Genomic DNA, 26,791 nt, shown 5'->3' on the forward strand with positions numbered 1-26,791 from the left:
ATTACGGCAAATGGTCAATCAATCCGTTCAGCAGGAGCAGCAGCACCCCGGCGGCCACAGCCGCAGCCGCATCGTCCACCATGATACCGGCCCCACCCCTTACCTTGTCATGTGCGATACGGATGGGCCAAGGCTTGACGACGTCGAAAAACCGGAAAGCAAGGAAGCCTGCTGCCCACCAGAGCGGATCGAGGGGCAGCATGGAAAGGGTTAGGGCCGCGCCGAAGGTCTCATCAATGACGACGATCTGCGGATCCTCCGTCCCGGTACGGGAGATAACATACGATGACGCCCATACGCCGACGGCGAACAGGGCCACGTAGGCAAGCACCGTCAGCCAAGGTGATGCGGGTATCAGAGCCGCGGCAACAGCCACTCCAACCATTGCGCCGGCCGTGCCCGGCCATATTGGAGATAATCCCGCGCCGACAGAGGTCGCGAGCAGGTAGGCGAACTTGGGTGGAAACTTATGCATCGATTTTCGGCCGGCTTCCCACGGATCGCAAGCGATCATAGTCACATCGTTCGGGTGCTGCCGCCAGACTGCTGTTCGATTTGCACCACCTCACAAGGGCATCGCCCAAACCGTGAAAATGCTGTCGGGCAGCTGTCGCAGCGACTGGAAGTTCTGTTTCGCCGCCAGCTCGGCGAGTACCTTAATCCGCCGGCCCCATTCGCCAAACGAGATCATTTTTGCGGCAAGTTGAGAACGTTGCTGAGCCCGGTCTCGGCCCGCATTGGCCAACCGAAACGGTGGCGACGGTGGAACAAACCCGCAAATTGCTGGTAAAGCTCCGTCAACCGACATCATCAGAGGAGCCGCCATGATCGCCGGTCTCATGAAAAGTCGCATCGACCCGCTATGGGAGCAGGCCGCCTCTCCGCTGATCGGGATCGGCATGACGCCGAACCAGGTTACGGCCAGCGGGCTGGTGCTCGTGGCTTTGTCTTCGGCCGCCTACGCGTTTCATCATTCAAGTCTTGCCTTTGGCCTTTGCCTGGCGTTTGCCTTCAGCTTCGATGCGCTGGACGGTGCGGTCGCCCGCCGGACAAATATGAGCACCAAGGCCGGTGGCTATTTCGACGCCGTCGTCGACCGCTATCAGGAATTGGCCGTCTTTGCGGCTATCGGCTGGGTTGCCGATCTGTGGGCGATCGCAATGTTCGCATTCGCGGGCGGGATCCTCACCAGTTACGCCAAGGCGCGGACGGCGCTGGAAATCCCTGTGAAAAACCACGGTTGGCCGGATTTCTTCGAGCGGATGGAACGTCTGGTGTTCATTTGCGTGCTGCTCGCCGCCGACGGAGTCGCGACCGCGATGGGCGCGGCTTCGCCCTGGATTCTGGCGGGTGGGTTCGCGCTGTACGCAGTGCTGGCCAACGCCACAGCCCTGCAACGGGTCAGTCGCGCATTTGCGATGCTGAAACGAGCCGACGGGAAGCAGCCGTGAGACTACGGGGATGCTTGCACTTGGCCTCACCTGAGGCTATGCAATGCTTCACATGAATGGAGAGCGGCGATGTTGGCATTTGGAAATATAGCCGATGTGCTGGGGCTGCCGCCCAAGGAGACGGCTGCACGGTCGCCATTCGGGCTGATGGCTCGAATCGAAGACGGATTGCCGTTGGGTGCGCTTGAACGCGTCTCACAATTGCTGGCACCGGCCGATACGCAATTCAAATATCGCCTCGTCCCAAAGGCAACTTATGAGCGCCGCAAGAGAGGTGCTCTCCGACTCTCTTCGGAAGAGGGCATGCGGGTGGCGCGGGTGGCGCGCCTATGGAACCTGGCCCTCGACGTTTGGCAGATCGAAGGTGAGGCTCGTGACTTTCTGTTTCGGTCTCATCCCATGCTGGAAGACCGACGCCCGATCGACGTGGTCATTCAAAGCGAGATCGGCGCCGAACTGGTGCTCGATATCCTTGCAGGCCTGAAGTACGGCACCGCTGCTTGACGGCACAGATACTCGATCGCATGCTGCAGTGCTTCAGGATCGGCGATCCAGCCGGCACATATCCGATCTTCGACGCGACGGGCTCGACGATAGCGCCTGGCCGCTGGAACACGCCCGGCAGCCCGTTGATCTACACCAGCGAGCATTATTCAACGGCCTTGCTGGAAAAGCTGGTGCACGGCAGCGGCAGACTGCCGCCCAACCAGCCTTACGTCCAGATCATGCTTCCGCGCGGGCTGAGCTACGAAATCTTTTCTCAGCCGTCGTTGCCCGGATGGGATATGATGCCGGCAACGGTGAGCAAGGAATTCGGTGAGACATGGTGTGTCGAGCGCCGCAGCGCGATCCTGATCGTGCCAAGCGTCGTGGCTCGCCCCGACAACAACGTGTTGATCAATCCGGCACATCCGGAGTTTTCCCTGATCACGGCCAGCCTGCATCAACCCGTATACTGGGATAGCCGCCTGTTTGGCTCCTGAGCCGGGCAGAGAGGCAGGTTCCTACTTAACACAACCCGTCAGCGCCAACTCAAGCCTGGAGCGACATGGGTCAGGATCGCCTCGATGGCATGGACATTGTACTCGACGCCGAGCTGGTTGGGGACGGTAAGCAGCAGCGTATCGGCCTCGGCGATGGCTTCGTCGCCCTTTAGCTGCTCGATCAGGACGTCCGGTTCGGCGGCATAGGAGCGGCCGAACACCGCGCGTCTGTCTGCCTCGATGTAACCGAAATGATCTCCGCTCTGGTTGCCGCCGAAATAGGCTCGGTCGCGATCGTCGACCAGCGCAAAAATGCTCCGGCTCACCGACACCCGCGGCTCGCGCGTGTGTCCGGCCGCCTTCCAGGCCTCACGAAAAGCCCGGATCTGTTCGGCCTGCTGGACGTGAAACGGCTTTCCGCCTTCATCGAATTTGAGCGTGGAGCTCTGCAGGTTCATCCCCAGTTTCGCCGCCCATTCGGCGGTGGCGTTTGTGGCGGCGCCCCACCAGATGCGCTCGCGCAGGCCCTCCGAGTGCGGCTCGACGCGAAGCAGGCCAGGCGGGTTGGGAAACATCGGCCGCGGGTTGGGCTGCGCAAAGCCTTTGCCCAGCAACACTTCGAGCAGCACTCCGGTGTGTCTACGGGCCATGTCGGCATCGCTCTCGCCCTCTTGCGGGGCGTAGCCGAAGTAGCGCCATCCCTCGATCACCTGCTCCGGCGAGCCTCGGCTGATGCCCAGCTGCAGACGCCCTCCGGCGATTAGGTCGGCGGCGCCGGCGTCCTCGGCCATGTAGAGCGGGTTCTCATAGCGCATGTCGATCACCGCCGTGCCGATCTCGATTCGGCTGGTCTTTGCGCCGACCGCCGCCAGCAGCGGGAAGGGCGAGGCGAGCTGGCGGGCGAAGTGATGCACGCGGAAATACGCGCCGTCCGCACCCAGCTCCTCGGCCGCGACCGCCAACTCGACGGACTGCAAAAGCGCGTCGGATGCCGTCCGCGTCTGCGATTGCGGCGAGGGCGTCCAGTGCCCGAACGAGAGGAAACCAATCTTCTTCATGAGAACCAGCCTAAAGGGGAGCCAGGTGCAGACTATGCTGCGGCGCGCAGCAAAGCATCGCAAAATCGGTGCCGATGACCGCCTGCCTTGACGCGCAAAGCTTGAATCGGCGGTTGTTGATCAACGATGGCCGACCGTGCCGAGCTGCCGTCGGACGCCAGCCTAGGAAGGTGCCGCGAATGCGAGCGCTATCGCGATGAGGATCAACAGCGGTCCCATCCATTTGAAGCGAGTCCCAAAGTTGGTCCACCATGCTTGCTGCTGGCCGGGGCGAGCTTGGAACGGGTCCGCGAGAAATCCGAAGCCGATGCCAGCCATCCACAACCCGGCGCAGAACATGATGAACTCGTCGATGTATTCCGCGACCATGCTTCGAAGCTTTCGAATTTATGCCGCCGCTACATGCGCCGAATTCGAGCCGATATAGTTTCGGATCGTTTCGATGATCCGGTCCTGGTCAGCCTCGCTCAGATAGGGATGCATTGGCAGGCACAGGATGCGCTTCGGCAGCTCTTCCGAAACGGCAAGGCCGGTCGGCGTGCGCGGATAATCGCGATAGGCAATCTGGCTGTGCAGCGGTTTCACATAGTAGATGACCGACGGAATGCCCTTTTCACCGAGATGTGCCTTGAGCCCGTCCCGTTTCGGCGTTTCGATGGCGTATTGCGCCCAGGCCGAGCGGCCGCCGCCCAGATTGCGCGCCGCCTTGACGATATCGCCGAGACCTTCGGCATAGCGATTGGCGACCGCTTGCCGCGCCACCATCTCGTCCTCGAGGATGGCCAGCTTCTCTATCAGGATCGCCGCCTGAAGCGTGTCGAGCCGTGAATTGATGCCGACGCGGACATTGTCATATTGCGTTTCGCCCTTTCCGTGAAAGGCGAACGAGCGCAGCTGTTCGGCCAGCGCATCGTCATTGGTGAACATCGCACCGCCGTCGCCATAGCAGCCGAGCGGCTTTGCCGGATAGAAGCTGGTCGAGCCGACGGTGCCGAACGAGCCGCACATCTTGCCGTCAGCCGAGCCGCCGGTCGCCTGCGCCGCATCCTCGATGACCATCAGGCCTTCGCGATCGGCGATGGCCATGATCGCCTCGTAATCGGCGGCGAGGCCGAACAGGTCGACGGGAATGATTGCCTTCGGCCTCAGCCGGCCCTCCGCCTTGATCATGGCAATTGCCGCCTCGAGGCTGGCGATGTCGATATTGTAGCTGTCGGCATCGACATCGACGAACACCGGTTCGGCCTTGGTCAGCGCCACCACTTCGGCCGTGGCGGCGAAGGTGAAGCTCGGCACGAACACCGCGTCGCCCGGGCCGATGCCGGCGGCAAACAGCGGCAGCAGCAGCGCATCGGTGCCGTTGGCGCAAGCGACCACGTGCTTGATGCCGATATAGGCGGCGAGCTTGTTTTCGAATTCGGTGACCTGCGGTCCGAGAATATAGCGGCCTTCGTCGACAACCCGGTCGATTGCCGCTTTCAGCCTGTCGCGGATGCGTTCGCGCTGCGCGCCAAGATCGATGAACTGCATGTCGGCCTCAAACGGTTTTAGTCAGATAACCGGCCGCTGGTAGCAGACTTGGTACGGCCGAGAAAGCCGCAGGGCAAAAACCCTGAATTGCTCAAGTGTCGCAGCCTGTTACCTCTGATTTCCGATCTGGCCTCTTAAAGGCGTGGAAATCCGGGCTTCGGCCGGCCTGTTACAGGCTTCGCACCCCGCCCGCCAGGCTGGACGAAACATAAAGTGATCGCCGGTGAGCAGTCCATGGGCTGCGCACCAGCCGGTCAGGCGATTTCATGCCGCCATGGCGGGTTGGCGCCGGCCCGCGATACCGTCACCGCCGCGGCCTTGGCGCCAAGCGTCAGCGCCTTGTGGATGGCGTCTTCCGGCAAACTGGCGATTGCCGTCTTCGACAGCAGACCCTGTTCATGCAAGGAGGCAAGAATGCCGGCATTGAATGTGTCGCCGGCTCCGACCGTATCGACCACCTCGACCTTGTCCGGCACGACGGTGACCCGGTGCTGGCTGCTGTAACCGACCGCGCCTTCGCTGCCGTGGGTGACCACGATCAGCTTTGGGCCGCGATCCAGCCAGTTACGGACGACGTCTTCATGCGAGCCGGCTTCGCCGAACCAGTTCAAATCCTCGTCCGACAGTTTCACGATGTCGGCCATCGCCATCATGCCGCGGATGCGCCTGAGGTGCTTGGCCTTGTCGGGAATGAAGTTTGGCCGGATGTTGGGGTCGAGCATCATCACGCGACGCTCATGTTCGCGCCGCATGAACTCCTCATAGGCCGATCCGGCCGGCTCCGAGATCAGGCTGATGGCGCCGAACAGCATGGCCTCGATCTCGCTGCCGAGTTCCGGCAGGTCCTCGATGGTCAGCATGCGCCCGGCGGTGTTCTCGTCATAGAAGGTGTAGGTCGCTTGGCCGTTGGTGAGCCGCACGAAGGCGAGCGTGGTCGGCCGCGGCGAAGTGTGCGCATAGGTCGAGCTGACCTTGCTGTTCCCCAGCGCCTCCCTGAACTGCCCGCCGAACAGATCCGACGACAGGCCGGAGAAAAAGGCAGCGGGCGCGCCGAGCCGGCCTAGCGCAATGGCCGAGTTGAAGACGGCACCGCCGACATAGGGGGCAAAGGCCGGCTCGCCCTCCGTCGTGGTCCGCGGCAGCATGTCGATCAGGGCTTCGCCGCAGCAGAGGATCATGAAGTCTTGCTTTCCGGCGGATAGATCACGCCCTTGCGAATGATGATGTTGGCATAAAGCCGCGGCTCGCTAGTCGCGACGATCGCGTGCGCGGCCTTGACCCGTGCATAGAAGTCGGCACCGGCAAGCGCAACCACCTTGCGGCCCGGCGCACGCCTGGCGCAGATCGCTTCCATCTCATAGTGAACCGGATCGGCGAGCAGGGGATCGCCTTTGGCCGAGGCGCGAAACAGCGCCTGCGGCACGGCGTCGTCGACCGGCAATACGCTCAATACCGCATCGAGCACGGGGACGAGATGATGACCGTCGGCGCGGACCAGCCGCTGTGCCTGCTGCTCGGCCGGGTAGTTGCCGTCGACCAAGGCGATCTCGTCGCCATGGCCCATGGCGCGCAATATCGCCAGAAGCTCGGGGCCGAGCAGCGCCGGGATGCCGATCAGCATGCTCAGAAGCTCCGGGAAATCGTGGTCGAGCCGATGAGGAAGCGCTCCGACAGCGGCAGGCTGGCGCCACCCAGCGCCCGCGCATGGATGCCGACGGTTCCCTCGCGAACGGCCGGCAGCCTCAGGCCTTCGCCGTCGATCCGGCCGATGGCCTGGATAACGGCATCGACAAGCCGCCTGCGCACGGCAAGCGGCATCCATCCGTCGATCACCGCGGCATCGAAGTCAATGACGGAGGAGGCCGAAACGATGGCATAGGCAAGCGCCTGCGAGGCGCTGGCGATCCAGTCGTCAAGCTCGGCGCCGATCTCGCCCCAGTCCCCCGGTGATGTCCACAGATGCGAGGCCTCGATGCCGCGCGCGTTGAGCGCCTTTTCCAGCATGGCGATCGACGCCACGTCGATCAACTGCGTCGGCTTGCCGTCCGGCCCTGGCACCGGCATCGAGCCCAGCGCGCCGGCATTGCCGGTTGGGCCACCAAACAACCGGCCGTTCAGCACGATGCCGCCGCCGGCAAAGGCACCGATATAGAAATAGACGAAATCGCGTGCCGCACCCGCCGCGTGGCCGAACACGAGCTCGGCGCCGCAGGCCGAGGTGGCGTCGTTCTGCAGATAGACTGGAAATTCGCATTGCGCCTGGATATCGGCGCGGATGTCGCGATGGCGCCATTCGTCCATGATTTCACGCGGCGCGCCGGCGGTGTCGGCCCAGTTCCACAATTCGAACGGCATGGCGATGCCAAGCCCGGCAATGCGTTTATCCTGCGCCGGGGTGAGTTCGCCGCGCATCTTCTTCATGCCGCTTGTGACGAATTCCACCGTTTCGCGCGGCGCCGGATAGCGGTAGGAATGCTGCAGCATCGAGCGCACACTGCCGAGGAAATCGATCAGCACCAATTCGGCGCTGCGGCGGCCGATCTTCAGGCCGATGAAATAGGCGCCGTCGGGATTGAGCGCCATGGGTATCGAGGGCTGGCCGATCTTGCCGCGCAACGGCGCCTGGCGGACGAGCAGGTCGTCCTCCTCCAGCTCGCGCATGATGACCGACACTGTCTGCGCCGAAAGGCCGGTCATACGTGCGATGTCGGATTTGGCCAGGCTGCCGTGCTGGCGCACCAGCGACAGCACCAGCCGCTCATTGTGGTCCCGCATGCCGCTTTGATTGGTGCCGCGGTGCAGGCGGCTTTCGGCCGCATCGGGCGAGCCGTGCCTCGTAATGCCGGTCTCCACCCTGTTCCTCCCGTCGTTTCCCCTCAATGCTTTTGGTCTAGAGTGAGTGAACAATCCTGCGTTGTCAATAATAAATAAGAGTGATTTAATTATTGACAGTGCTGCCGGACTGGTGTCTCTTGAGGTCGGCGCCGACACTGGGAGATTTCGTCGGACGCGCTGCAGATGCCGGTTGGCCGGCATCCTAAATGGTTCCATGGGAGGAAAATCGTGACCACGTCAAAACTGTTGAAATCCACCGTGTTTGCCGCGGCCGGACTGAGCCTGATGGCCTTTGCGTCGACGGCATCGGCCGCCGGGGTCGGCGCCTGCTTGATCACCAAGACCGACACCAATCCCTTCTTCGTCAAGATGAAGGAAGGTGCGGCGGCCAAGGCCAAGGAGCTTGGCGTCGATCTCAAGACTTACGCCGGCAAGATCGACGGCGACAGCGAGAGCCAGGTGGCTGCAATCGAGAGCTGTATCGCCGACGGGGCCAAGGGTATCCTCATCACCGCGTCCGACACCAAGGGTATCGTGCCGACCGTGAAGAAAGCGCGGGACGCCGGGCTGTTGGTGATCGCGCTCGACACCCCGCTTGATCCGATCGATGCGGCTGACGCGACCTTCGCGACCGACAATCTGGAAGCCGGCAAGCTGATCGGCGCATGGGCCGCCGCGACGCTTGGCGATAAGGCCAAGGATGCCAAGATCGGCTTCCTCGACCTGACGCCGTCGCAGCCCACGGTGGATGTGCTGCGCGACCAGGGTTTCATGATGGGCTACGGCATAGACGTGAAGGACCCCAACAAGATCGGCGACGAGGACGATCCGCGCATCGTTGGCCACGACGTGACGAACGGCAATGAAGAGGGTGGTCGCAAGGCGATGGAGAACCTTCTGCAGAAGGATAACACCATCAACGTCATCCACACCATCAACGAGCCCGCAGCTGTCGGCGCCTACCAGGCGCTGAAGGCCGTCGGTCTCGAAAGCCAGGTGCTGATCGTCTCGGTCGACGGTGGCTGCCCCGGCGTGAAATCGGTGACCGAAGGCGTGATCGGCGCTACCTCGCAGCAATATCCGCTGCAAATGGCGGCGCTCGGCATCGAGGCGATCGCCACTTTCGCCAAGGACGGGACGAAGCCGAAGCCGACCGAAGGCAAGAACTTCTTCGATACCGGCGTCAATCTTGTCACCGACAAGCCCGCCAACGGTGTGAAGTCCATCGACACCAAGGAAGGCCTCGCCAAGTGCTGGGGTTGAGCCTGGCCTGACCGGCAACAGATCGCGATCGGCCGGGGCTTGATCCCCGGCCGCTCCGGGTGGACGATGTGCCGATCTAAACGCAAATAGTGCCGGCGGCAGACCGGAAGGCGTGGATGGCGTCGGCGGTTGGCCGAAGCCCAGGGGAGGAAACATGGCTCAAGCACAAGAATTCGAAAAAGTTCTATCGAGCAGCGACACAAGCGTCGCCGCGTTCGACGACCATAAATCGGCCGTCAAGCGTGCCCAGCATTTCCTGCATTCCACGCCGGCAGCAGTGCCGCTTATCGTGTTGGTTCTGGCTATCATTATTTTTGGTATCACCATCGGCGGGCGTTTTTTTTCATCCTATACGCTGACGCTGATCCTTCAGCAGATCGCCATTGTCGGCATTCTGGGCGCCGCACAGACGCTGGTGATCCTGACTGCCGGCATCGACCTGTCGATTGGCGTGATCATGGTGATTTCGGCTGTGATCATGGGCAATTGCGCGGTCAGCTACGGTATGCCGGCCGTGCTCGCGGTGGCGATCGGGCTTCTCGCCGGTGGCGCGTGCGGCCTGCTCAACGGTGTGCTGGTCGCCTACATGAAGCTGCCCCCCTTCATCGTGACGCTCGGCACCTGGAACATTGTCATGGCCACCAACTTCATCTATTCGGCCAATGAGACGATCCGCGACACCGACGTCGACGTCCAGGCGCCTCTGCTGCACCTGTTTGCCCTGAGCTTTAAGGTCGGCACGGCCGTGCTGACGCTTGGCGTCATTGCCATGGTCGTTCTCGTGTTGGTCCTCTGGTACGTGCTCAACCACACCGCATGGGGCCGCCATGTCTACGCGGTCGGCGACGATCAGGAGGCTGCGAAACTGTCGGGCATCCAGACGAAGAAGGTGCTGATGACCGTCTATGCCCTTGCCGGGCTGATCGCCGCCTTCGCAGCTTGGGTCTCCATCGGCCGCAATGGCTCGATCTCTCCTTCCGCCGCTGTCACCGACTACAATCTTCAGGCCATCACCGCGACGGTGATCGGCGGTATTTCTCTGTTCGGCGGGCGCGGCTCGATCCTCGGCACGCTGTTCGGCGCCATGATCGTCGGCGTCGTCTCGATGGGCCTCAACATGCTGGGCGCCGATCCGCAGTGGAAGGTGCTGCTCACCGGCGTGCTGATCATCGGCGCCGTGGCGATCGATCAATGGATCAGAAAGGTTTCGGCATAGCCATGACCCAGGAACCCATCCTCATCGCGCGCGGTCTGGTCAAGCGCTATGGCCGCGTCACCGCCCTCGACAACGCCGATTTCGACCTCTATCCGGGCGAAATCCTTGCCGTCATTGGCGACAACGGCGCCGGCAAGTCGTCGCTTATCAAGGCGATTTCCGGCGCGGTCGTGCCCGACGAAGGTGAGATACGACTTGAAGGCAAGCCCGTTGCGTTCAAGTCGCCGATGGAGGCACGGGAGGCCGGCATCGAAACAGTCTATCAGAACCTGGCTCTGTCGCCGGCGCTGTCCATCGCCGACAACATGTTCCTCGGCCGGGAGATCCGCAAGCCGGGGTTCCTCGGCGAATGGCTGCGCATGCTCGACCGCCCGGCGATGGAAAAGCGCGCCCGCGACAAGCTCACGGAGCTTGGCCTGATGACCATCCAGAACATCAGCCAGGCCGTGGAAACGCTTTCCGGCGGCCAGCGTCAGGGCGTGGCGGTGGCGCGCGCCGCCGCCTTTGGCAGCCGGGTGGTGATCATGGATGAGCCGACGGCGGCGCTTGGCGTCAAAGAGAGCCGCCGCGTCCTCGAACTGATCCTCGACGTGAAGAAGCGAGGCCTGCCGATCGTGCTGATTTCACACAACATGCCGCATGTCTTCGAGGTGGCGGACCGCATCCACATTCACCGGCTCGGCCGTCGCCTGTGCGTCATCGATCCGAAGCAGTATACGATGTCCGACGCGGTCGCCTTCATGACGGGCGCCAAGGTGCCGCCGGAAGCGGCGCTGGCGGCTTGAGCAAGAACTTGAGGCCCATCGCCAAGGGTCCCAAACGCGCTGTTTCCAAATGCCAAATTGCCGCAGGGCAACCCGGCTTGCGATCACCTGAATCGATTGAACATCCGGTGGGATGCACTAGCATTGGCAGAGATGGTGAAAGCCGCATGATCCTGGCAACGTCACGAGAGGCAGCATGACGCGCGCGATGACAACCGAAGCTCCTCTGCCCACGCTCAAAAACCCGGATCCCAAGACGCTCGCCGAGGAAGTCTTGCAAGCCCTCAAATACAGGCTCGGCAAGGGCACCAACGTTGCAACCCAGTACGATTGGCTCACCGCCTCGATCAAGGTTGTACGCGACCGCATAGTCGATCACTGGATGCAGGCGACCCAAGAGGCCTACGCCCAGCAGGAAAAGCGCGTCTATTACCTGTCGCTGGAATTCCTCATCGGCCGCCTGATGCGCGATGCCTTCTCCAATCTCGGCCTGATGGACAATATGCGCGAGGCGCTGTCGTCGCTTGGCGTCGACCTCGACATCATTGCAGCGCTCGAACCGGACGCTGCCCTTGGCAATGGCGGTCTTGGCCGGCTCGCCGCCTGCTTCATGGAAAGCATGGCGACCGTCAATATCCCCACGCATGGCTACGGCATCCGCTACGCCAACGGCATGTTTCGGCAGGAGATCCATGACGGCTGGCAGGTGGAGCTGCCCGAGACGTGGCTCGATCACGGCAATCCCTGGGAGTTCGAGCGCCGCGAACGCTCCTTCGAGGTCGGTTTCGGCGGCTCGGTGGAATCGATCACCTCGAAGGACGGCAGGCTCGAGCGGCACGTCTGGAAGCCGACCGAACATGTTCTGGCCGTTGCCTACGATACGCCGGTGGTTGGCTGGCGGGCCAACCGCGTCAACACGCTGCGTCTGTGGTCCGGCATGCCGGTCGACCCGATCCTGCTCGACAAGTTCAATGCCGGCGATCACATCGGTGCGCTCGCCGAAAGCAACAAGGCCGATGCGTTGTCGCGCGTCCTTTACCCGGCCGATTCCCACAAGGCCGGCCAGGAGTTGCGGCTCAGGCAGGAGTATTTCTTCTCCACCGCCTCGCTGCAGGACATCGTCCAGCGTCATCTCAGCCAGTATGGCGACCTGCAATCGCTGCCCGACAAGGCGGCGATCCATCTTAACGACACCCATCCGGCCATCGCCGTCCCCGAGTTGATGCGCCTGTTGATGGATGTCCATGGCATGGATTTCGACCAGGCCTGGAGCATCACCAAGCGCACTTTCGGCTACACCAACCACACGCTCCTTCCCGAAGCGCTGGAAAGCTGGCCCGTGCCGCTGTTCGAGCGGCTGTTGCCGCGCCACATGCAGATCGTCTACGCCATCAACGCCGAGGTGCTGCTCGAGGCGCGCGCCTCCGACCAGTTCTCGGACGAGCAGATCAGCCGCATCTCGCTGATCCAGGAAAATGGCGATCGGCGCGTGCGTATGGGCAATCTGGCCTTTGTCGGCTCGCACTCGATCAACGGCGTGTCGGCACTGCATACGGAATTGATGAAGGAGACGGTGTTTGCCGACCTCCACAGGCTCTACCCGGATCGCATCAACAACAAGACCAACGGGATCACACCACGGCGCTGGCTGATACAGTGCAATCCCGGCCTCACTGCACTCACCCGAGAGGCGATTGGCGACGGCTTCCTCGACGACATCGACGAGATAAAGCGGCTTGATCCTTTCGCTGAGGACGCAGCCTTCCGCGACAAGTTCGCCGCCGTCAAACGGGCGAACAAGATGAGGCTTGCCAAGCTCGTTGCCGACCGGCTCGGCATCAAGGTCGACCCATCGGCGCTGTTCGACATCCAGGTCAAGCGCATCCACGAATACAAGCGCCAGCTCTTGAACATTCTCGAGGCGGTCGCGCTTTACGACCAGATCCGCTCGCATCCGGAGCGCGACTGGATGCCTCGCGTCAAATTCTTCGGCGGCAAGGCGGCGCCCAGCTATCACAACGCCAAGCTGATCATCAAACTTGCCAATGACGTCGCCCGGGTCATCAACCGCGACCCGGCGGTGCGCGGCTTGCTGAAAATGGTATTCGTGCCGAACTACAATGTCAGCCTAGCCGAGATCATGATGCCGGCCGCCGATCTTTCGGAGCAGATATCGACCGCCGGCATGGAAGCGTCCGGCACCGGCAACATGAAGTTCGCGCTGAACGGCGCGCTGACCATCGGCACGCTCGACGGCGCCAATGTCGAGATCAAGGAATGCGTGGGCGATGACAATATCTTCATCTTCGGCCTGACCACCGATGAGGTCGCCGAGCGACGCAACAATGGTTACGATCCGCGCGCTGTGATCGAGGGATCGCCTGAATTGGCGCAGGCGCTGGCCGCGGTTTCGTCCGGGGTTTTTTCACCTGATGATCCGGACCGTTATCGCGACCTGATCAACGGTCTTTACCAGAGCGACTGGTTCATGGTCGCCGCGGATTTCGATGCCTACGCCGCCACCCAGCGCGACGTCGATGCCGTCTGGCGCAACAGCCCGGACTGGTACGCCAGAGCCATCCGCAATGTCGCGCGCGTCGGCTGGTTCTCGTCCGATCGAACGATCCGCCAATATGCGAAAGACATATGGCACGTGCCCGCCTGATATGATTGCATGAGACTACGAACAATGTGGTCCTAGTGGAGTGGATTTGACCCTCGCATCCCTTGGAGGGTAAGGCGGCATGCGAATGTCGAATTCAAAACTCCACTAGAAACATACACTTGGTGCCCGGGGAGGGTCACTGCCTGATGAGCAAGCCGCGCGCGACCGTTGCGACAAACGGGCCGGACGGACTGGCGCCAGCCGGCGATGTCGCGGCGATTGTCGCCGGCACGCACGGCGATCCGTTTGCCGTGCTTGGCGTGCATGAGGCGGGAAAGGGCTTTGTCGCCCGCTGCTTCGTCCCTCATGCCGAGTTCGTCACCGCCTATACGCTGACCGGCAAGAAGGCCGGCGAGCTGTCGAGACGCGACGACCGCGGTTTCTTCGAAGGCAAACTGTCGCTGCGCAAACGCCAGCCGCTGCGCTATCACGCCAGGAATTCCGGCGGTGACTGGTGGCTGACCGATCCATATTCCTTCGGTCCCGTGCTCGGCCCGCTGGACGATTATTACATCGCCGAAGGGTCGCATCTCAGGCTGTTCGACAAGCTCGGCGCCCATCTCATCGACCATGAAGGTGCATCGGGTGTGCATTTTGCGGTGTGGGCGCCCAATGCAAGGCGCGTCTCGGTGGTCGGCGACTTCAACGAGTGGGATGGCCGCAGGCATACCATGCGCGTCCGCCGCGATACCGGCATCTGGGAGCTGTTCATTCCCGACATCGGCGCTGGCCGCCCGTATAAGTATGAAATCATCGGGCCGGATGGCGTGAGATTGCCGCTCAAAGCCGATCCGTTCGCCTTCAAGTCCGAACTGCGCCCGGCCACCGCCTCGGTGACGGCGCTGCCGCCGGCGCACGAATGGGGCGACGAGGCGCACCGGAACTACTGGCGCAATGCCGACCACAGGCGCGAAGCCGTATCGATCTACGAGGTCCATGCCGGGTCATGGCGGCTTCACGACGACGGCAGCTTCCTGTCGTGGGACGAGCTCGCCGACAGGCTGATCCCTTACGTGGTCGAGACCGGCTTTACCCACATCGAATTCATGCCGATCGCCGAACACCCTTATGACCCGTCCTGGGGCTACCAGACGACGGGTCTTTATGCGCCGACTGCCCGCTTTGGCGATCCGGACGGTTTTGCCCGCTTCGTCGACGGCGCCCACCGCGCAGGCATCGGCGTCATCCTCGACTGGGTGCCGGCGCATTTCCCGGTTGACGAACACGGTCTGGCAAAGTTCGACGGTACCGCGCTCTACGAACATGCCGATCCGCGCAAGGGCTTCCATCCCGACTGGAGCACCGCGATCTACAATTTTGGGCGCCGCGAAGTGATTTCGTTCCTGGTCAACAATGCGCTGTTCTGGGCCGAGAAATATCACGTCGACGGACTGCGCGTCGATGCGGTCGCCTCGATGCTTTATCTCGATTATTCGCGCAAGGCCGGTGAATGGATTCCCAACGAGAAGGGCGGGCGGGAGAACCTCGAAGCGGTCAGCTTCCTGCAGCGTATGAACAAGGAGGTCTACGGCCACCATCCAGGTGTGATGACCATCGCCGAGGAATCGACCTCGTGGCCGAAAGTCTCGCAGCCGGTGCATGAAGGCGGACTGGGCTTCGGTTTCAAATGGAACATGGGCTTCATGCATGACACTTTGGAGTATTTCTCCAAGGAGCCGATCTTCCGCAAGCATCACCACAACGACATCACCTTCGGCCTGGTCTACGCTTTCAGCGAGAATTTCGTGCTGCCGCTGTCCCATGATGAGGTGGTGCACGGCAAAGGCACGCTGCTCAACAAGATGGCCGGCGACGACTGGCAGAAATTCGCGACGCTGCGCGCCTATTACGCCTTCATGTGGGGTTATCCCGGCAAGAAGCTGTTGTTCATGGGCCAAGAGTTCGCACAGCGCCGCGAGTGGAGCGAGGCGCGCGCGCTCGACTGGAACCTGCTCGATTTCCGGCTCCACCGTGGCGTCTGGCAGACGGTGCGCGATCTCAACTATCTCTACCGCTCGCGCCCCGCGCTGCATGCCCGCGACTGCGAGCCGGAGGGCTTTTCCTGGCTGATCGTCGACGACAGCGCGAACTCGGTATTTGCCTGGCTGCGCAGCGCGCCGGGCGGCAACCCGGTCGCCGTCATTTCCAACTTCACGCCGGTGCCGCGCGACAATTACCGCGTGCCGTTGCCGCAGGCCGGAAAATGGCGCGAGATCATCAACACCGATGCCACGGATTATGGCGGTTCCGGCAAGGGCAATAGCGGCGGCGTCGAGGCTCAGGCGGAAGGAGGAGGCATTTCGGCGACGATGCTTTTGCCGCCGCTGTCGACGATCATGCTCGAATTCGTCCCGGACTGAGCTATGTCTGGAGCATCTAACCTGGGAGGATAGGAATGGCTGAAACAAAACGAACACAGCCGCTGGCACGCGACGCCATGGCTTATGTGCTGGCCGGCGGCCGTGGCAGCCGGCTCAAGGAACTGACCGACCGCCGCGCCAAACCGGCGGTCTATTTTGGCGGCAAGACCCGCATCATCGATTTCGCGCTCTCCAATGCGCTCAATTCCGGTATCCGCCGCCTCGGCGTCGCCACCCAGTACAAGGCGCATTCGCTGATCCGCCATCTGCAGCGCGGCTGGAACTTCCTGCGGCCCGAGCGCAACGAGAGTTTCGACATTCTGCCGGCCAGCCAGCGTGTGTCGGAAACGCAATGGTATGAGGGCACCGCCGACGCCGTGTACCAGAACATCGACATCATCGAGGCCTACGGGCCGGAATACATGGTCATCCTGGCCGGCGACCACATCTACAAGATGGACTACGAAATGATGCTGCGCCAGCATGTCGAGGCCGGCGCCGATGTCACCGTCGGCTGCCTCGAAGTGCCGCGCATGGAAGCCACCGGCTTCGGCGTCATGCATGTCGATCCCAAGGACACCATCATCTCCTTCATCGAAAAGCCCGCCGATCCGCCGGGCATTCCCGACAAACCGGATTTCGCGCTGGCCTCGATGGGCATCTATGTGTTCAAGACCAAATTCCTGATGGAGCAATTGCGTCGCGATGCGGCGGAGCCCGGCTCGAGCCGCGACTTCGGCAAGGACATCATCCCCTACATCGTCGAGCACGGAAAGGCGATCGCCCATCGTTTTGCCAAATCCTGCGTGCGCTCGACCGCCGAGAACGAGGCCTATTGGCGCGACGTCGGCACGGTCGACGCCTATTGGGAGGCCAATATCGACCTGACCGACATCACGCCGGAACTCGACCTTTACGACCGCGATTGGCCGATCTGGACCTATGCCGAGTTGAAGCCGCCGGCAAAATTCGTGCATGACGAGGATGGCCGCCGCGGGTCGGCCGTGTCGTCTCTCGTGTCGGGCGATTGCATCGTTTCGGGCGCTTCGCTGAAGCGAAGCCTGATCTTCACCGGCGCGCGCATCAATTCCTATTCGACGCTGGAGGAGGTCGTCATGCTGCCGGACGTCCATGTCGGCCGCAACGCCAGGCTGAAGCGCGTGGTCATCGATCACGGCGTCAGGATCCCGGAGGGTCTGGTGGTCGGCGAGGATCCCGTCCTCGACGCCAAGCGTTTCCGCGTTTCGGAAAAAGGCATCTGCCTCGTCACGCAGGACATGATCAACAGGCTGGGATCGTAGTGCATGCAGGTTCTGTCGGTGGCGCCCGAGATCTTTCCGCTGGTCAAGACGGGCGGGCTCGCCGACGTGACCGGCGCCTTGCCCGTGGCATTGGCCGGCAAGGGCGTCACCATGCGCACGCTCGTCCCCGGCTATCCTCAGGTGATGGGCGCCTTCAGGAAAAAGAAGCCGGTTCAGCAATATCCATTGCTGCAGGGCGGCAAGGCTTCGGTGTATGCCGCCCAGATCGCCGGGCTCGACCTGTTCGTGCTTGACGCGCCGCATCTTTTCGACCGTCCCGGCGGCCCATACGGCAACGCGACAGGCGCCGACTGGCCGGACAATTGGCGGCGGTTCGCGGCCTTGAGCCAGGTAGGCGGTGATATTGCCGGCGGCGCGATCTCGGGCTACCTGCCCGATATCGTCCATGCCCATGACTGGCAGTCGGCAATGACGCTTGCCTACATGCGCTACGGCAAGGCGGTCGGCACGCCGTCGATGATCACCGTGCACAACCTAGCCTTCCAAGGCCAGTTCGGCGCCGGCATCTTTGGCGAGCTTGGCCTGCCGGCGGCGGCGATGGCGCTCGACGGCGTCGAATATTACGGCGGCGTCGGCTTCCTCAAGGCCGGCCTGCAGGCGGCGTGGGCGATCACCACGGTCAGCCCGACCTATGCGCAGGAAATCCGCTTGCCCGAATTCGGCATGGGCCTCGACGGCCTGATCAACATGCGCTCCGTCGATCTCCATGGCATCGTCAACGGCATCGATACCGAGATCTGGAACCCGGAAACCGACAAGCATCTGGTCTCCAACTACACCGCAAAGACGCTCAAGGCGCGAATGCCCAACAAGGCCGCGGTCGAGGACCGTTTCAGCCTCGATCGCGATGACAGTCCGATCGTCTGCGTCGTCAGCCGGCTGACCTGGCAAAAGGGCATGGACATACTGGCTGCGGCCATCGACGGCATCGTCGCGGCAGGTGCACGGCTGGCGATCCTCGGCTCCGGCGACGCTGGGCTGGAAGGCGCGTTGCTTGCCGCCGCAGCCCGCCATCGCGGCCGCATCGGCGTCGTCGTCGGCTATGACGAGGGACTCTCCCACACCATGCAGGGCGGCTGCGACGCAATCATTATCCCATCGCGCTTCGAACCTTGCGGGCTGACACAGCTTTACGGCCTGCGCTATGGCTGCGTGCCGGTCGTCGCGCGCACCGGCGGCCTTGCCGACACGATCATCGATGCCAACGAAGCCGCCATCTCTGCCGGCGTGGCGACCGGTTTCCAGTTTGCGCCCGCCAATGCCGGCGCCTTGCTGCACGCCGTCCGCCGCCTTGTCGAGGCGCATGCCAATCCCGCAGTGTGGACGTCGATGCAGCGGCAAGGCATGAAGGCCGACGTTTCGTGGGACAAAAGCGCCGAAAAATATGTCCAACTCTATCGCTTGCTGCTTTCGAAAAGGGCTGCCTGACTGATGATCCGCACCGTCGCCACCAAACCCTATCCCGACCAGAAGCCCGGCACCTCCGGGCTGCGTAAAAAGGTCCCGGTGTTCCAGCAGGAGCACTATGCCGAGAACTTCATCCAGTCGATCTTCGACGCGCTGGACGGGTTCGAGGGCAAAACCCTGGTGATCGGCGGCGACGGCCGCTTCTATAACCGCGAGGTCATCCAGAAGGCCATCGCCATGGCCGCGGCAAACGGCTTCGGCAAGGTGATGGTCGGGCAGGGCGGCATCTTGTCGACGCCGGCCGCTTCGCATGTCATCCGCAAATACAAGACCTTTGGCGGCATCATCCTGTCGGCCAGCCACAATCCGGGTGGCCCGCATGAGGATTTCGGCATCAAGTACAATGCCGGCAATGGCGGCCCGGCGCCGGAAAAGCTGACCGACGCGATCTTCGAAAAAACCAAGGCGATTTCAAGCTTCAAGATCGCCGATATCGGGCAGGTCGACATCGACACGATCGGCACGGTCAAGACGGGGGACATGACCGTCGAAATCATCGATCCTGTCGCCGACTATGCCGAACTGATGGAAAGCCTGTTCGATTTCGACGCATTGCGGGCGCTGTTCAGGTCGGGCTTCCGCATGCGCTTCGACGCCATGCATGCGGTGACCGGCCCCTACGCCAAGGAGATCCTCGAAAACCGGCTCGGCGCGCCCAACGGCACCGCCCGCAATTTCATTCCGCTGCCGGATTTCGGCGGCCATCATCCCGATCCCAATCTGGTGCACGCAAAACACCTATACGACGAGATGATGGGGCCGGATGCGCCAGACTTTGGCGCCGCCTCGGATGGCGACGGCGACCGCAACCTGATTATCGGCAAGGGAATTTTCATCACCCCGTCGGATTCGGTGGCGATGCTCGCCGCCAACGCCCATCTGGCGCCGGGCTACAAGGCGGGGCTGAAAGGCATCGCCCGCTCGATGCCGACCAGCGGTGCTGCCGACCGGGTCGCCGAAAAGCTCGGCATCGGCATCTACGAGACGCCGACCGGCTGGAAATTTTTCGGCAATCTGCTCGATGCCGGCATGGCAACGATCTGTGGCGAGGAGAGTGCGGGGACCGGCTCCAACCATGTCCGCGAAAAGGACGGCCTGTGGGCTGTGCTTTTATGGCTCAACATCCTTGCCGTTCGCGGCGAAAGCGCCAAGCAGATTGTCACCCAGCATTGGACGGCCTATGGCCGTAACTATTATTCGCGCCACGACTACGAGGAGGTCGAGACCGATCGTGCCAACGCGCTTGTCGGCGAGTTGCGCGCCAAGCTCGGCTCGCTGCCTGGCACCCGCGTGCGCGGCATGACGATCGCCAGCGCTGATGATTTCGCCTATCACGATCCGGTCGACGGCTCGGTCAGCAAGAACCAGGGCATCAGGGTGTTGTTCGAAGGCGGCTCACGCGTCGTCTTCCGCCTGTCCGGCACCGGCACCTCGGGCGCGACGCTGCGGCTTTATGTCGAGCGCTACGAGCCGGACAAGAACCGCCACGATCTCGACACCCAGGAGGCGCTTGCCGATCTGATCGCGGCGGCCGACGACATTGCCGGGATTCGCAGCCATACCGGCCGCGCCAAGCCGAGCGTCATCACCTGATGTCGTCGGGACTATCCGCCGGCTATCGTCCGCGATTTGGCGGGCTTGCCGGGGAGGGCGGTATCCGCTTCGCCGCATGGTCCTCGTCGGCTCGGCGCATCTGGGTTTCGATTTTCGACGAACACGGCAACCGCGAAGTCGACCGGCTGGAACTCCAGTCGGAAGACGAGGGCGTCCATGCACTTTTTGTTGCCGGTCTCGCCGCCGGGACCCGATACGGGTTCCGCGCCGATGGCGACTATGCGCCGGAACACGGTCTCTGGTTCGATCCCGACAAGCTGCTGGCCGATCCCTATGCCGTCGAGATCGACAGGCCCTATGCCTATGACGGCCGGCTCGCCGCGCGCCGGGGCGAGGGGGCCGACACGGCGCCGCTGATGCCGAAAGCCATCGCCGGCGCCTTGCCGGAACCCTTGCCCGCCTTGCCGCCGCTGTTTCGGCCCGGCGGCCTTATCTACGAAGTGCCGGTACGCGCCTTCACAAAGCTGCATCCCGACATTCCCGAGAAGCAACGCGGCACCATTGCAGCGCTCGCTCACCCCCTCGTTGTCGAGCATCTGCAAAAACTCGGCGTGGCAGCCATTGAGTTGATGCCGGTGACTGCATCGATCGACGAACGGCATTTACCGCCGCTCGGTCTGCGCAACGCCTGGGGTTATAATCCCGTGACCTTCATGGCGCTCGATCCGCGACTGGCGCCCGGCGGTCTGGCCGAGTTGCGCGGAACGGTCGCCGCGCTGCGCGAGGCCGGCATCGGCACCATTCTCGACCTGGTGTTCAACCACACCGGCGAAAGCGACCGGCTCGGCCCGACATTGTCGCTGCGCGGGCTCGACAGTCGCGCCTACTACCGGCACGAGGCCGACGGCGCTCTGGTCAATGACACCGGAACCGGCAATACGCTCGCCTGCGAGCATCCGGTCGTCCGGGAAATGGTCCTCCACACGCTTCGCCACTTTGTCCAGCGCGCCGGTGTCGACGGATTCCGCTTCGACCTGGCGCCGATCCTCGGCCGCGTCGACGGCGTCTTCGACTCCGATGCGCCGCTGCTGAACGCCATTCGCAACGACCCTGTTCTTGGCGACCGGGTGCTGATCGCCGAGCCTTGGGATATCGGACCGGATGGCTATCAGCTCGGCAATTTTCCGCCGCCCTTCCTCGAATGGAACGACAAATACCGCGACGATATCCGCCGCTTCTGGCGCGGCGACGGCGGCATGATCGGTGCCCTGGCGACGCGGCTTGCCGGTTCGTCCGACGTCTTTGCCAAAGCAGGCCAGACAACGAGCCGCAGCGTCAATTTCATCGCTGCGCATGACGGCATGACGCTGGCCGATCTCGTCGCCTATGGGCACAAGCACAACGAGGCCAATGGCGAACAGAACCGCGATGGTCACGACGACAACCTGTCCTGGAACGATGGCGTCGAGGGCGAGACCAGCGACCAGTCAATCGTTACGGCCCGTTTCGATGACCAGCGCGCGCTGCTGGCGACGCTCTTTGCCTCGCGCGGCACGATCATGCTGACGGCCGGCGACGAGTTCGGCCGCACGCAGCGCGGCAACAACAACGCCTACGCGCAGGACAATGACATCACCTGGCTCGACTGGGCCGGGCGCGACCTGGCGCTCGAACACCATACGGCTCTGCTCGCCAGGATGCGTCGTGTCGTGCCGGCGCTCTTGGACACAATGTTCCTGACCGGAGAACCGCCTGCGGGCTCGGAAATCCCAGACGTAGCCTGGCTGACGGAAACCGGCGTGCCGCTCGACGAGGCCGCTTGGCACGATGCCAGGCGGCACCGGCTGGTCACGGTTCTCGGTAGCGGTGAGAACAGTCGCCTTGCCGTGATCATCAACGGCGACCGCCGGGCCTGCATGTTCACGCTGCCGGAACGGGCGGGTTTTCATTGGCGCCCAGCTATCGAACCGGATAGTAGCGATATCTCGCGGCCGGTGCCTGGGCGAACAGTCCTGTTCATGATCGAAAGCAGGACAGCGCGTGCGGGCGCAGGGGAGAGCCATGATGGCTGACAATGCCGAATGGTGGCGCGGCTGCGTCATCTACCAGATCTACCCGCGCTCCTTCCAGGACACGACAGGCGACGGCAGCGGCGATCTCAGCGGCATCACCTCGAGGCTGGCCCATGTCGCATCGCTCGGTGCCGACGCCGTTTGGCTGTCGCCTTTTTTCAAGTCGCCAATGGCCGATATGGGTTACGACGTTTCGGATTACTGCGCCGTCGATCCGATGTTCGGCACATTAGAGGATTTCGACGCACTGATTGCGGAGGCGCACCGGCTCGGCCTGAAGGTGATCATCGATCAGGTCTTGTCGCATTCGTCGGATCGGCACGAATGGTTCGTCGAAAGCCGCACGAGCCACGACAACCCCAAGGCCGACTGGTACGTCTGGGCCGATGCGAAGCCCGACGGCACCGCCCCCAACAACTGGCTGTCGCTTTTCGGCGGCCCGGCCTGGGAATGGGACGCAACGCGTAGGCAATATTACCTGCACAATTTCCTCGCCTTGCAGCCGGACCTGAATTTCCACAACCCACAGGTGCAGGACGCCTTGCTGGAAACGGTGCGGTTCTGGCTCGAGCGCGGCGTCGACGGTTTCCGGCTGGATACGGTCAACTATTACGTCCACGACCGCTGGCTGCGCAGCAACCCGCCTTTGGCGGAAAGCGTCGCCGGCACCAATACGGCAACCAGCCCCTATCTCTATCAGGAGCATCTGTTCGACAAGAGCCAGCCGGAAAACCTTGCTTTCCTCAGGCGCTTCCGGGCCTTGCTTGACGAATATGAAGGCCGCGCCGCTGTCGGCGAGATTGGCGACGAAACGCGTTCCTTGCAGACACTCGCCGCCTATACCGGCGGTGGCGACAAGCTCCAAATGTCCTACACGTTCGACCTGCTCGGCCCGCAATTCTCGGCGTCGCATGTGCGTGGCTGTGTCGAGGCCTTCGAGAGTAAGGTATTCGACGGCTGGGTTTGCTGGGCGTTCTCCAACCACGATGTCGTGCGCCATGTCAGTCGATGGAAAAGGCCGGGCGGCGATCCGGACAGGGTGGCGAAATTCTCGATCGTGCTGCTTTCCTGCCTGCGCGGATCGATCTGCCTCTACCAGGGCGAAGAACTCGGGCTGGAGGAGGCCGAACTGGCGTTCGAGGACTTGCGCGATCCTTTCGGCATCCGCTTCTGGCCGGGGATCAAGGGGCGGGATGGGTGCCGAACGCCGATGGTCTGGGAGACTGGCGCCGACAATGCCGGCTTTTCGACGGGCAAGCCGTGGCTTCCGGTCCCGGCAAGCCATCGCGACCGGGCGGTCGACGTCCAGGACGGCGAGCAAACCTCCGTCCTGGCGAGCTACCGGGCGATGCTGGCCTTGCGCAAGCAGCATCCGGCGCTGGTTCGAGGCTCGATCCGGTTCCTCGATGCCGAAGGCGACGTCCTTGCCTTCATTCGCGAAGGCGGTGACGAAAAGCTGCTCAGTGTCTTCAATTTCGCCGACGAGCCGGCCGGCTGGCAATTGCCACCGGATCTGGAAGCGATAGAGCCGAGAGATCTTGGCGGTGCTGCCGGCGTCTTGCAGGAAAGAACTCTGTCGCTGCCGCCGCTGGGCTGCTTCCTCGGCCGGATTGGCTGAGCTCTATTCATCATCTCATTGAACAAGCACGGAGCGCCCGCAAGTCGCGCCGACAACCCGCACATCGGCCTCGCCGACATGCACGCCGACAGCTGCAAGCACGTTATAGACCAGTTCGTCGACCGGCGCCGTCACGCCGTTCAGAACCGTTACCACCGCCGGCTTAACCGTTCCGAGCAGGGCCGTCACGTCCAGCCCGAGGCCCAGTGCATTGACCGAGAGCGAGAGGCCGCTGACCAGCGATGTCGTGAGTGATTGCGTCAGGTTTTTTGTGGCAACAGTTTTTATCGTCTTGTTGGCGATATCGGTGCTGTCGAACGTCAATGTGGTCGGATCGTTGTTGGTGATGGCAAGTGATGAAGAACCCTTCACATCGAGCAGATTGAGGGTAAGCAGCAGAAGCTTCACGCTCACCTGGGCAATCGTGGCATCGGAGAACGATTGCGGATTGCTGAAATCGGCGAAGGCCGATGGGTTGTTGTCGGCGTCGCTGGTGGCAAGGTGCAGCGAGGCCACGCCAGGCTGCGCGGCGATCGAAACCTTGATGCTATCCGGCCGGCCCGTCGGGCAGCTGATGTCGGTTAGCTTGGCTTCCGCATAGGCGACTTCGACATGCAGAGGCAGGTTGACGGACAGCAGGCTGATGCCGCCGCCGAGATTGGAATTGCCGATGCCCACTGTGGTGACCAGCTTGATGCGCGTCTGCGCGGTGCGCACCACGGTGCCTTTTTCCCCGACGGCCAGCCAGGGTGAGTATTGCATCGGTTCACCGATGGCGATGGCGAGCGTGGTGGAGGTAAGTCCCGGAATAGTGGCGCCGAGATCGACCTGGACCTGGTTTGAGCCATTGGCCAGCGAGGCGGCGGCACCCAGCATGCCCATCGCGCTTGCGTCGACGGAAAAGCCGGGAGACTTTTGTCCGAGGCCGAGCCTGCCGATCGAGCCAAGATCGATAAGATGACTGAGGGGTATCTTGACCGTGTTGGTGGCCCTCGACGCGATCGTCTGCAGCACAAGTTTGCTGGCGCTACCCGATCCGGACGCATTGGCCATGGCGGTCGCGATCTGGCCTACCGTCGCTTTTGACGCCAGAACGTCGGAATAGCTGACACCTGTCAGTTGCAACTGTACGGCAAGGGCATCGACGAACGAAAGCACGTTGACATCGGCCGAGATCAGCGCGTTGTAGTCCATGACGCTGAGCGAAATGTTGGCGCCCAGCAACTTGCTGAGAAGCGCGTTGAGGATGCCGCCATTGACGCTGAGGAGCCTGGACCCGACCGAGAACATCGCTTGCGGGGTCACGCTGGCAATGGCTTCGGTGCCGACAACCGGAGTAGGGATGAGCGAACTGGCGAAATACCGGGCGGGGATTTTTCGCAGAGTGACGCGAACGGCGTTGTAAGGCGTTTTGCCGGCTTCGAAGCGCTTGTCGACACCAACGGAGGACGCCGCTGAGTATCGGCCGCCGGTGACCGACACGACGGTTTTGCCAACCGTGGGAACGATTGTCTGACCTGCCTTTTGAACAATGATGCCGGGCATTCGGTTGTCACTGAGCGTGGTTACCGCCGCGGCTTCCATATTGTTGATGTTCGACGCCGCGGTGATCGCCGCCAGATCGGTCATCGCCTGGGCTTCCCTGCGCTCCGTGTAGATCGAACCTTCGTCGACAGCGAAGGCAGCCAGCCCCAGCGCGAATGGCGCTGTCAGCGCCGTCATGACGGCAAAGTTCGCCTTCTTGTCGCCAACCATCGAGCGAGCGATCCGCCCGATGCTCCTCAGCAAGAACTGCGACATTTCAAATGCCTCCAATCCTGATGGTAGATCTGCGCGACATCGTGGTTTGCGGCATCGCAAGGCTTGGTAATAGGTTCCAGATCGGCAGGTTGCTGGCATCGTACTGGATCGACACGACGAACTGATTTCCGTCGGCCGTGCTGTCCGTCGCCTGATAGGTCAGCTTGCCGGAATCGACAAACGGGTATCCACTGGCATTGTTTTTGACGAAACTCGCCACCAGCGCCTGGCGCTCGGTTTGATTCAATCCGGCAATTGCGGTGCGGGCGGCATCGGCGGCGATTTGCTGCAAGGAGTTGCTTGCACCAAAATAGATACCATATGCAACCATTCCGAGCAAAAGAAGGATAAAGATTGGGGAAAGCAGGGCGAACTCGACCGCGGAAGTTCCGGACTCTTCTCCAATTTTGCGTAGATTCGTCCGTATGTGGCGCAATATTTTACGCTTCAATGCGACAGTATTACTGTCTATCTTGTTCATTGCCCTTGCCCGTTGGAACCCAAGGTCGATGTGCCGATTCCATCGAAATTTGTAACCCTTGGTTGCCTAAGAACCAATTAATACATTCCGGTAAACTGAAAAGATCGGCCAGATTATTTCCCAGATCGGCGTTCTGGCCAGGAAACCCAGTCAAACTCATGGTTTCGACCATTGATTGGCCGCCCGCAAAACGACTGCCCCGGCCCCCTTACTTTGGGTGACCCCGAGAGTCTGTTGAAATAAAAAATCTCCACGTTACTGTTTGGCCACCAGCTGCCGGAAAGGGAACCGGCTGCGCGCTCGAAAGGAACCAGCCAATCGGTTTCGGGGCGTCAACACTTAGAGACGTGGC

At 62.3% G+C, this 26,791-nt stretch carries 23 protein-coding genes; 13 read left to right on the forward strand and 10 right to left on the reverse strand.

Going from position 1 to position 26,791, the window contains the following annotated elements:
* Nucleotide 1: 1 nt before the first annotated feature.
* Complete coding sequence (locus NKI08_RS15395; protein ID WP_352470940.1) at nt 2-514, reverse strand: phosphatidylglycerophosphatase A family protein; 513 nt, start codon at nt 512-514, stop codon at nt 2-4.
* Nucleotides 515-565: 51 nt separating this feature from the next.
* Entirely contained in the window at nt 566-826 is a 261-nt protein-coding gene (locus tag NKI08_RS15400; RefSeq protein WP_352614884.1) for a hypothetical protein, read from the reverse strand.
* On the opposite strand from NKI08_RS15400, the gene NKI08_RS15405 reads away from it, so the two are divergent.
* From NKI08_RS15405 to NKI08_RS15415, 3 genes are all read left to right on the forward strand, one after another.
* On the forward strand, nt 825-1,451 hold the full coding sequence (locus NKI08_RS15405; protein ID WP_352770542.1) for a CDP-alcohol phosphatidyltransferase family protein: 627 nt from the start codon (nt 825-827) through the stop codon (nt 1,449-1,451). The two genes, NKI08_RS15400 and NKI08_RS15405, sit on opposite strands and share 2 nt — an antisense overlap.
* A 69-nt stretch (nt 1,452-1,520) precedes the next feature.
* A complete protein-coding gene (locus NKI08_RS15410) occupies nt 1,521-1,955 on the forward strand; it encodes an antitoxin Xre-like helix-turn-helix domain-containing protein (RefSeq protein WP_352470943.1) in 435 nt (144 codons plus the stop codon).
* Nucleotides 1,952-2,434 (forward strand): RES family NAD+ phosphorylase, encoded by a 483-nt coding sequence (locus NKI08_RS15415; RefSeq protein ID WP_352503465.1) that lies wholly within the window; start codon nt 1,952-1,954, stop codon nt 2,432-2,434. Before NKI08_RS15410 ends, NKI08_RS15415 begins: the two co-directional genes overlap by 4 nt.
* A 38-nt stretch (nt 2,435-2,472) precedes the next feature.
* Here NKI08_RS15415 and NKI08_RS15420 read toward each other — a convergent pair whose 3' ends face one another.
* The 6 genes from NKI08_RS15420 to NKI08_RS15445 form a co-directional block, all read right to left on the reverse strand.
* Nucleotides 2,473-3,492, reverse strand: a complete 1,020-nt coding sequence (locus tag NKI08_RS15420) for an LLM class flavin-dependent oxidoreductase (RefSeq protein WP_352470945.1) — start codon at nt 3,490-3,492, stop codon at nt 2,473-2,475.
* A 162-nt stretch (nt 3,493-3,654) separates the two neighbouring features.
* Nucleotides 3,655-3,861, reverse strand: coding sequence for a hypothetical protein (locus tag NKI08_RS15425; protein ID WP_352470946.1), 207 nt, complete (start codon nt 3,859-3,861; stop codon nt 3,655-3,657).
* An 18-nt stretch (nt 3,862-3,879) separates the two neighbouring features.
* The gene (locus NKI08_RS15430) at nt 3,880-5,022 is read right to left on the reverse strand and encodes a DegT/DnrJ/EryC1/StrS family aminotransferase (protein ID WP_352540722.1); all 1,143 of its coding nucleotides are present in this window, start codon (nt 5,020-5,022) and stop codon (nt 3,880-3,882) included.
* 254 nt (nt 5,023-5,276) lie between these two features.
* The gene (locus NKI08_RS15435; RefSeq protein WP_352470948.1) at nt 5,277-6,200 is read right to left on the reverse strand and encodes a carbohydrate kinase family protein; all 924 of its coding nucleotides are present in this window, start codon (nt 6,198-6,200) and stop codon (nt 5,277-5,279) included.
* On the reverse strand, nt 6,197-6,643 hold the full coding sequence (locus NKI08_RS15440; protein WP_352470949.1) for an RbsD/FucU family protein: 447 nt from the start codon (nt 6,641-6,643) through the stop codon (nt 6,197-6,199). The genes NKI08_RS15435 and NKI08_RS15440 overlap by 4 nt, the downstream gene beginning before the upstream one ends.
* A 2-nt stretch (nt 6,644-6,645) precedes the next feature.
* A complete protein-coding gene (locus NKI08_RS15445; RefSeq protein WP_352470950.1) occupies nt 6,646-7,875 on the reverse strand; it encodes an ROK family transcriptional regulator in 1,230 nt (409 codons plus the stop codon).
* 267 nt (nt 7,876-8,142) lie between these two features.
* On the opposite strand from NKI08_RS15445, the gene NKI08_RS15450 reads away from it, so the two are divergent.
* From NKI08_RS15450 to bglA, 10 genes are all read left to right on the forward strand, one after another.
* Nucleotides 8,143-9,120, forward strand: a complete 978-nt coding sequence (locus tag NKI08_RS15450; RefSeq protein WP_502893787.1) for a sugar ABC transporter substrate-binding protein — start codon at nt 8,143-8,145, stop codon at nt 9,118-9,120.
* Between the two features lie 154 nt (nt 9,121-9,274).
* Nucleotides 9,275-10,336: an ABC transporter permease gene (locus tag NKI08_RS15455; protein WP_352503463.1), complete on the forward strand. Its 1,062-nt coding sequence runs from the start codon at nt 9,275-9,277 to the stop codon at nt 10,334-10,336.
* A gap of 2 nt (nt 10,337-10,338) precedes the next feature.
* Nucleotides 10,339-11,121 carry an ATP-binding cassette domain-containing protein gene (locus NKI08_RS15460; protein WP_352470952.1) on the forward strand — a complete coding sequence of 261 codons (783 nt, stop codon included), beginning with the start codon at nt 10,339-10,341 and terminating at the stop codon, nt 11,119-11,121.
* A gap of 175 nt (nt 11,122-11,296) precedes the next feature.
* Nucleotides 11,297-13,765 (forward strand): glycogen/starch/alpha-glucan phosphorylase, encoded by a 2,469-nt coding sequence (locus NKI08_RS15465; protein WP_352770550.1) that lies wholly within the window; start codon nt 11,297-11,299, stop codon nt 13,763-13,765.
* Nucleotides 13,766-13,911: 146 nt separating this feature from the next.
* Nucleotides 13,912-16,125 carry a 1,4-alpha-glucan branching protein GlgB gene (gene glgB / locus NKI08_RS15470; RefSeq protein ID WP_352770553.1) on the forward strand — a complete coding sequence of 738 codons (2,214 nt, stop codon included), beginning with the start codon at nt 13,912-13,914 and terminating at the stop codon, nt 16,123-16,125.
* Nucleotides 16,126-16,160: 35 nt separating this feature from the next.
* Nucleotides 16,161-17,426, forward strand: a complete 1,266-nt coding sequence (gene glgC / locus NKI08_RS15475; RefSeq protein ID WP_023679306.1) for a glucose-1-phosphate adenylyltransferase — start codon at nt 16,161-16,163, stop codon at nt 17,424-17,426.
* A gap of 3 nt (nt 17,427-17,429) precedes the next feature.
* The gene (glgA, locus tag NKI08_RS15480) at nt 17,430-18,875 is read left to right on the forward strand and encodes a glycogen synthase GlgA (RefSeq protein WP_352770557.1); all 1,446 of its coding nucleotides are present in this window, start codon (nt 17,430-17,432) and stop codon (nt 18,873-18,875) included.
* A gap of 3 nt (nt 18,876-18,878) precedes the next feature.
* A complete protein-coding gene (locus NKI08_RS15485) occupies nt 18,879-20,507 on the forward strand; it encodes an alpha-D-glucose phosphate-specific phosphoglucomutase (protein ID WP_352614900.1) in 1,629 nt (542 codons plus the stop codon).
* Nucleotides 20,507-22,540, forward strand: a complete 2,034-nt coding sequence (gene glgX, locus NKI08_RS15490; RefSeq protein ID WP_352770560.1) for a glycogen debranching protein GlgX — start codon at nt 20,507-20,509, stop codon at nt 22,538-22,540. Before NKI08_RS15485 ends, glgX begins: the two co-directional genes overlap by 1 nt.
* Nucleotides 22,530-24,158 (forward strand): beta-galactosidase BglA, encoded by a 1,629-nt coding sequence (gene bglA / locus NKI08_RS15495; protein ID WP_352770563.1) that lies wholly within the window; start codon nt 22,530-22,532, stop codon nt 24,156-24,158. The genes glgX and bglA overlap by 11 nt, the downstream gene beginning before the upstream one ends.
* Before the next feature lie 15 nt (nt 24,159-24,173).
* On the opposite strand, the gene NKI08_RS15500 is transcribed toward bglA, so the two are convergent.
* Entirely contained in the window at nt 24,174-25,958 is a 1,785-nt protein-coding gene (locus tag NKI08_RS15500; protein WP_352770566.1) for a pilus assembly protein TadG-related protein, read from the reverse strand.
* A 1-nt stretch (nt 25,959) separates the two neighbouring features.
* Nucleotides 25,960-26,439, reverse strand: a complete 480-nt coding sequence (locus tag NKI08_RS15505; protein ID WP_084641571.1) for a TadE family protein — start codon at nt 26,437-26,439, stop codon at nt 25,960-25,962.
* Between the last annotated feature and the right edge of the window lie 352 nt (nt 26,440-26,791).

The sequence above is a fragment of the Mesorhizobium sp. M0768 genome, assembly GCF_040320195.1.
In the GTDB taxonomy this organism is placed as follows: domain Bacteria; phylum Pseudomonadota; class Alphaproteobacteria; order Rhizobiales; family Rhizobiaceae; genus Mesorhizobium.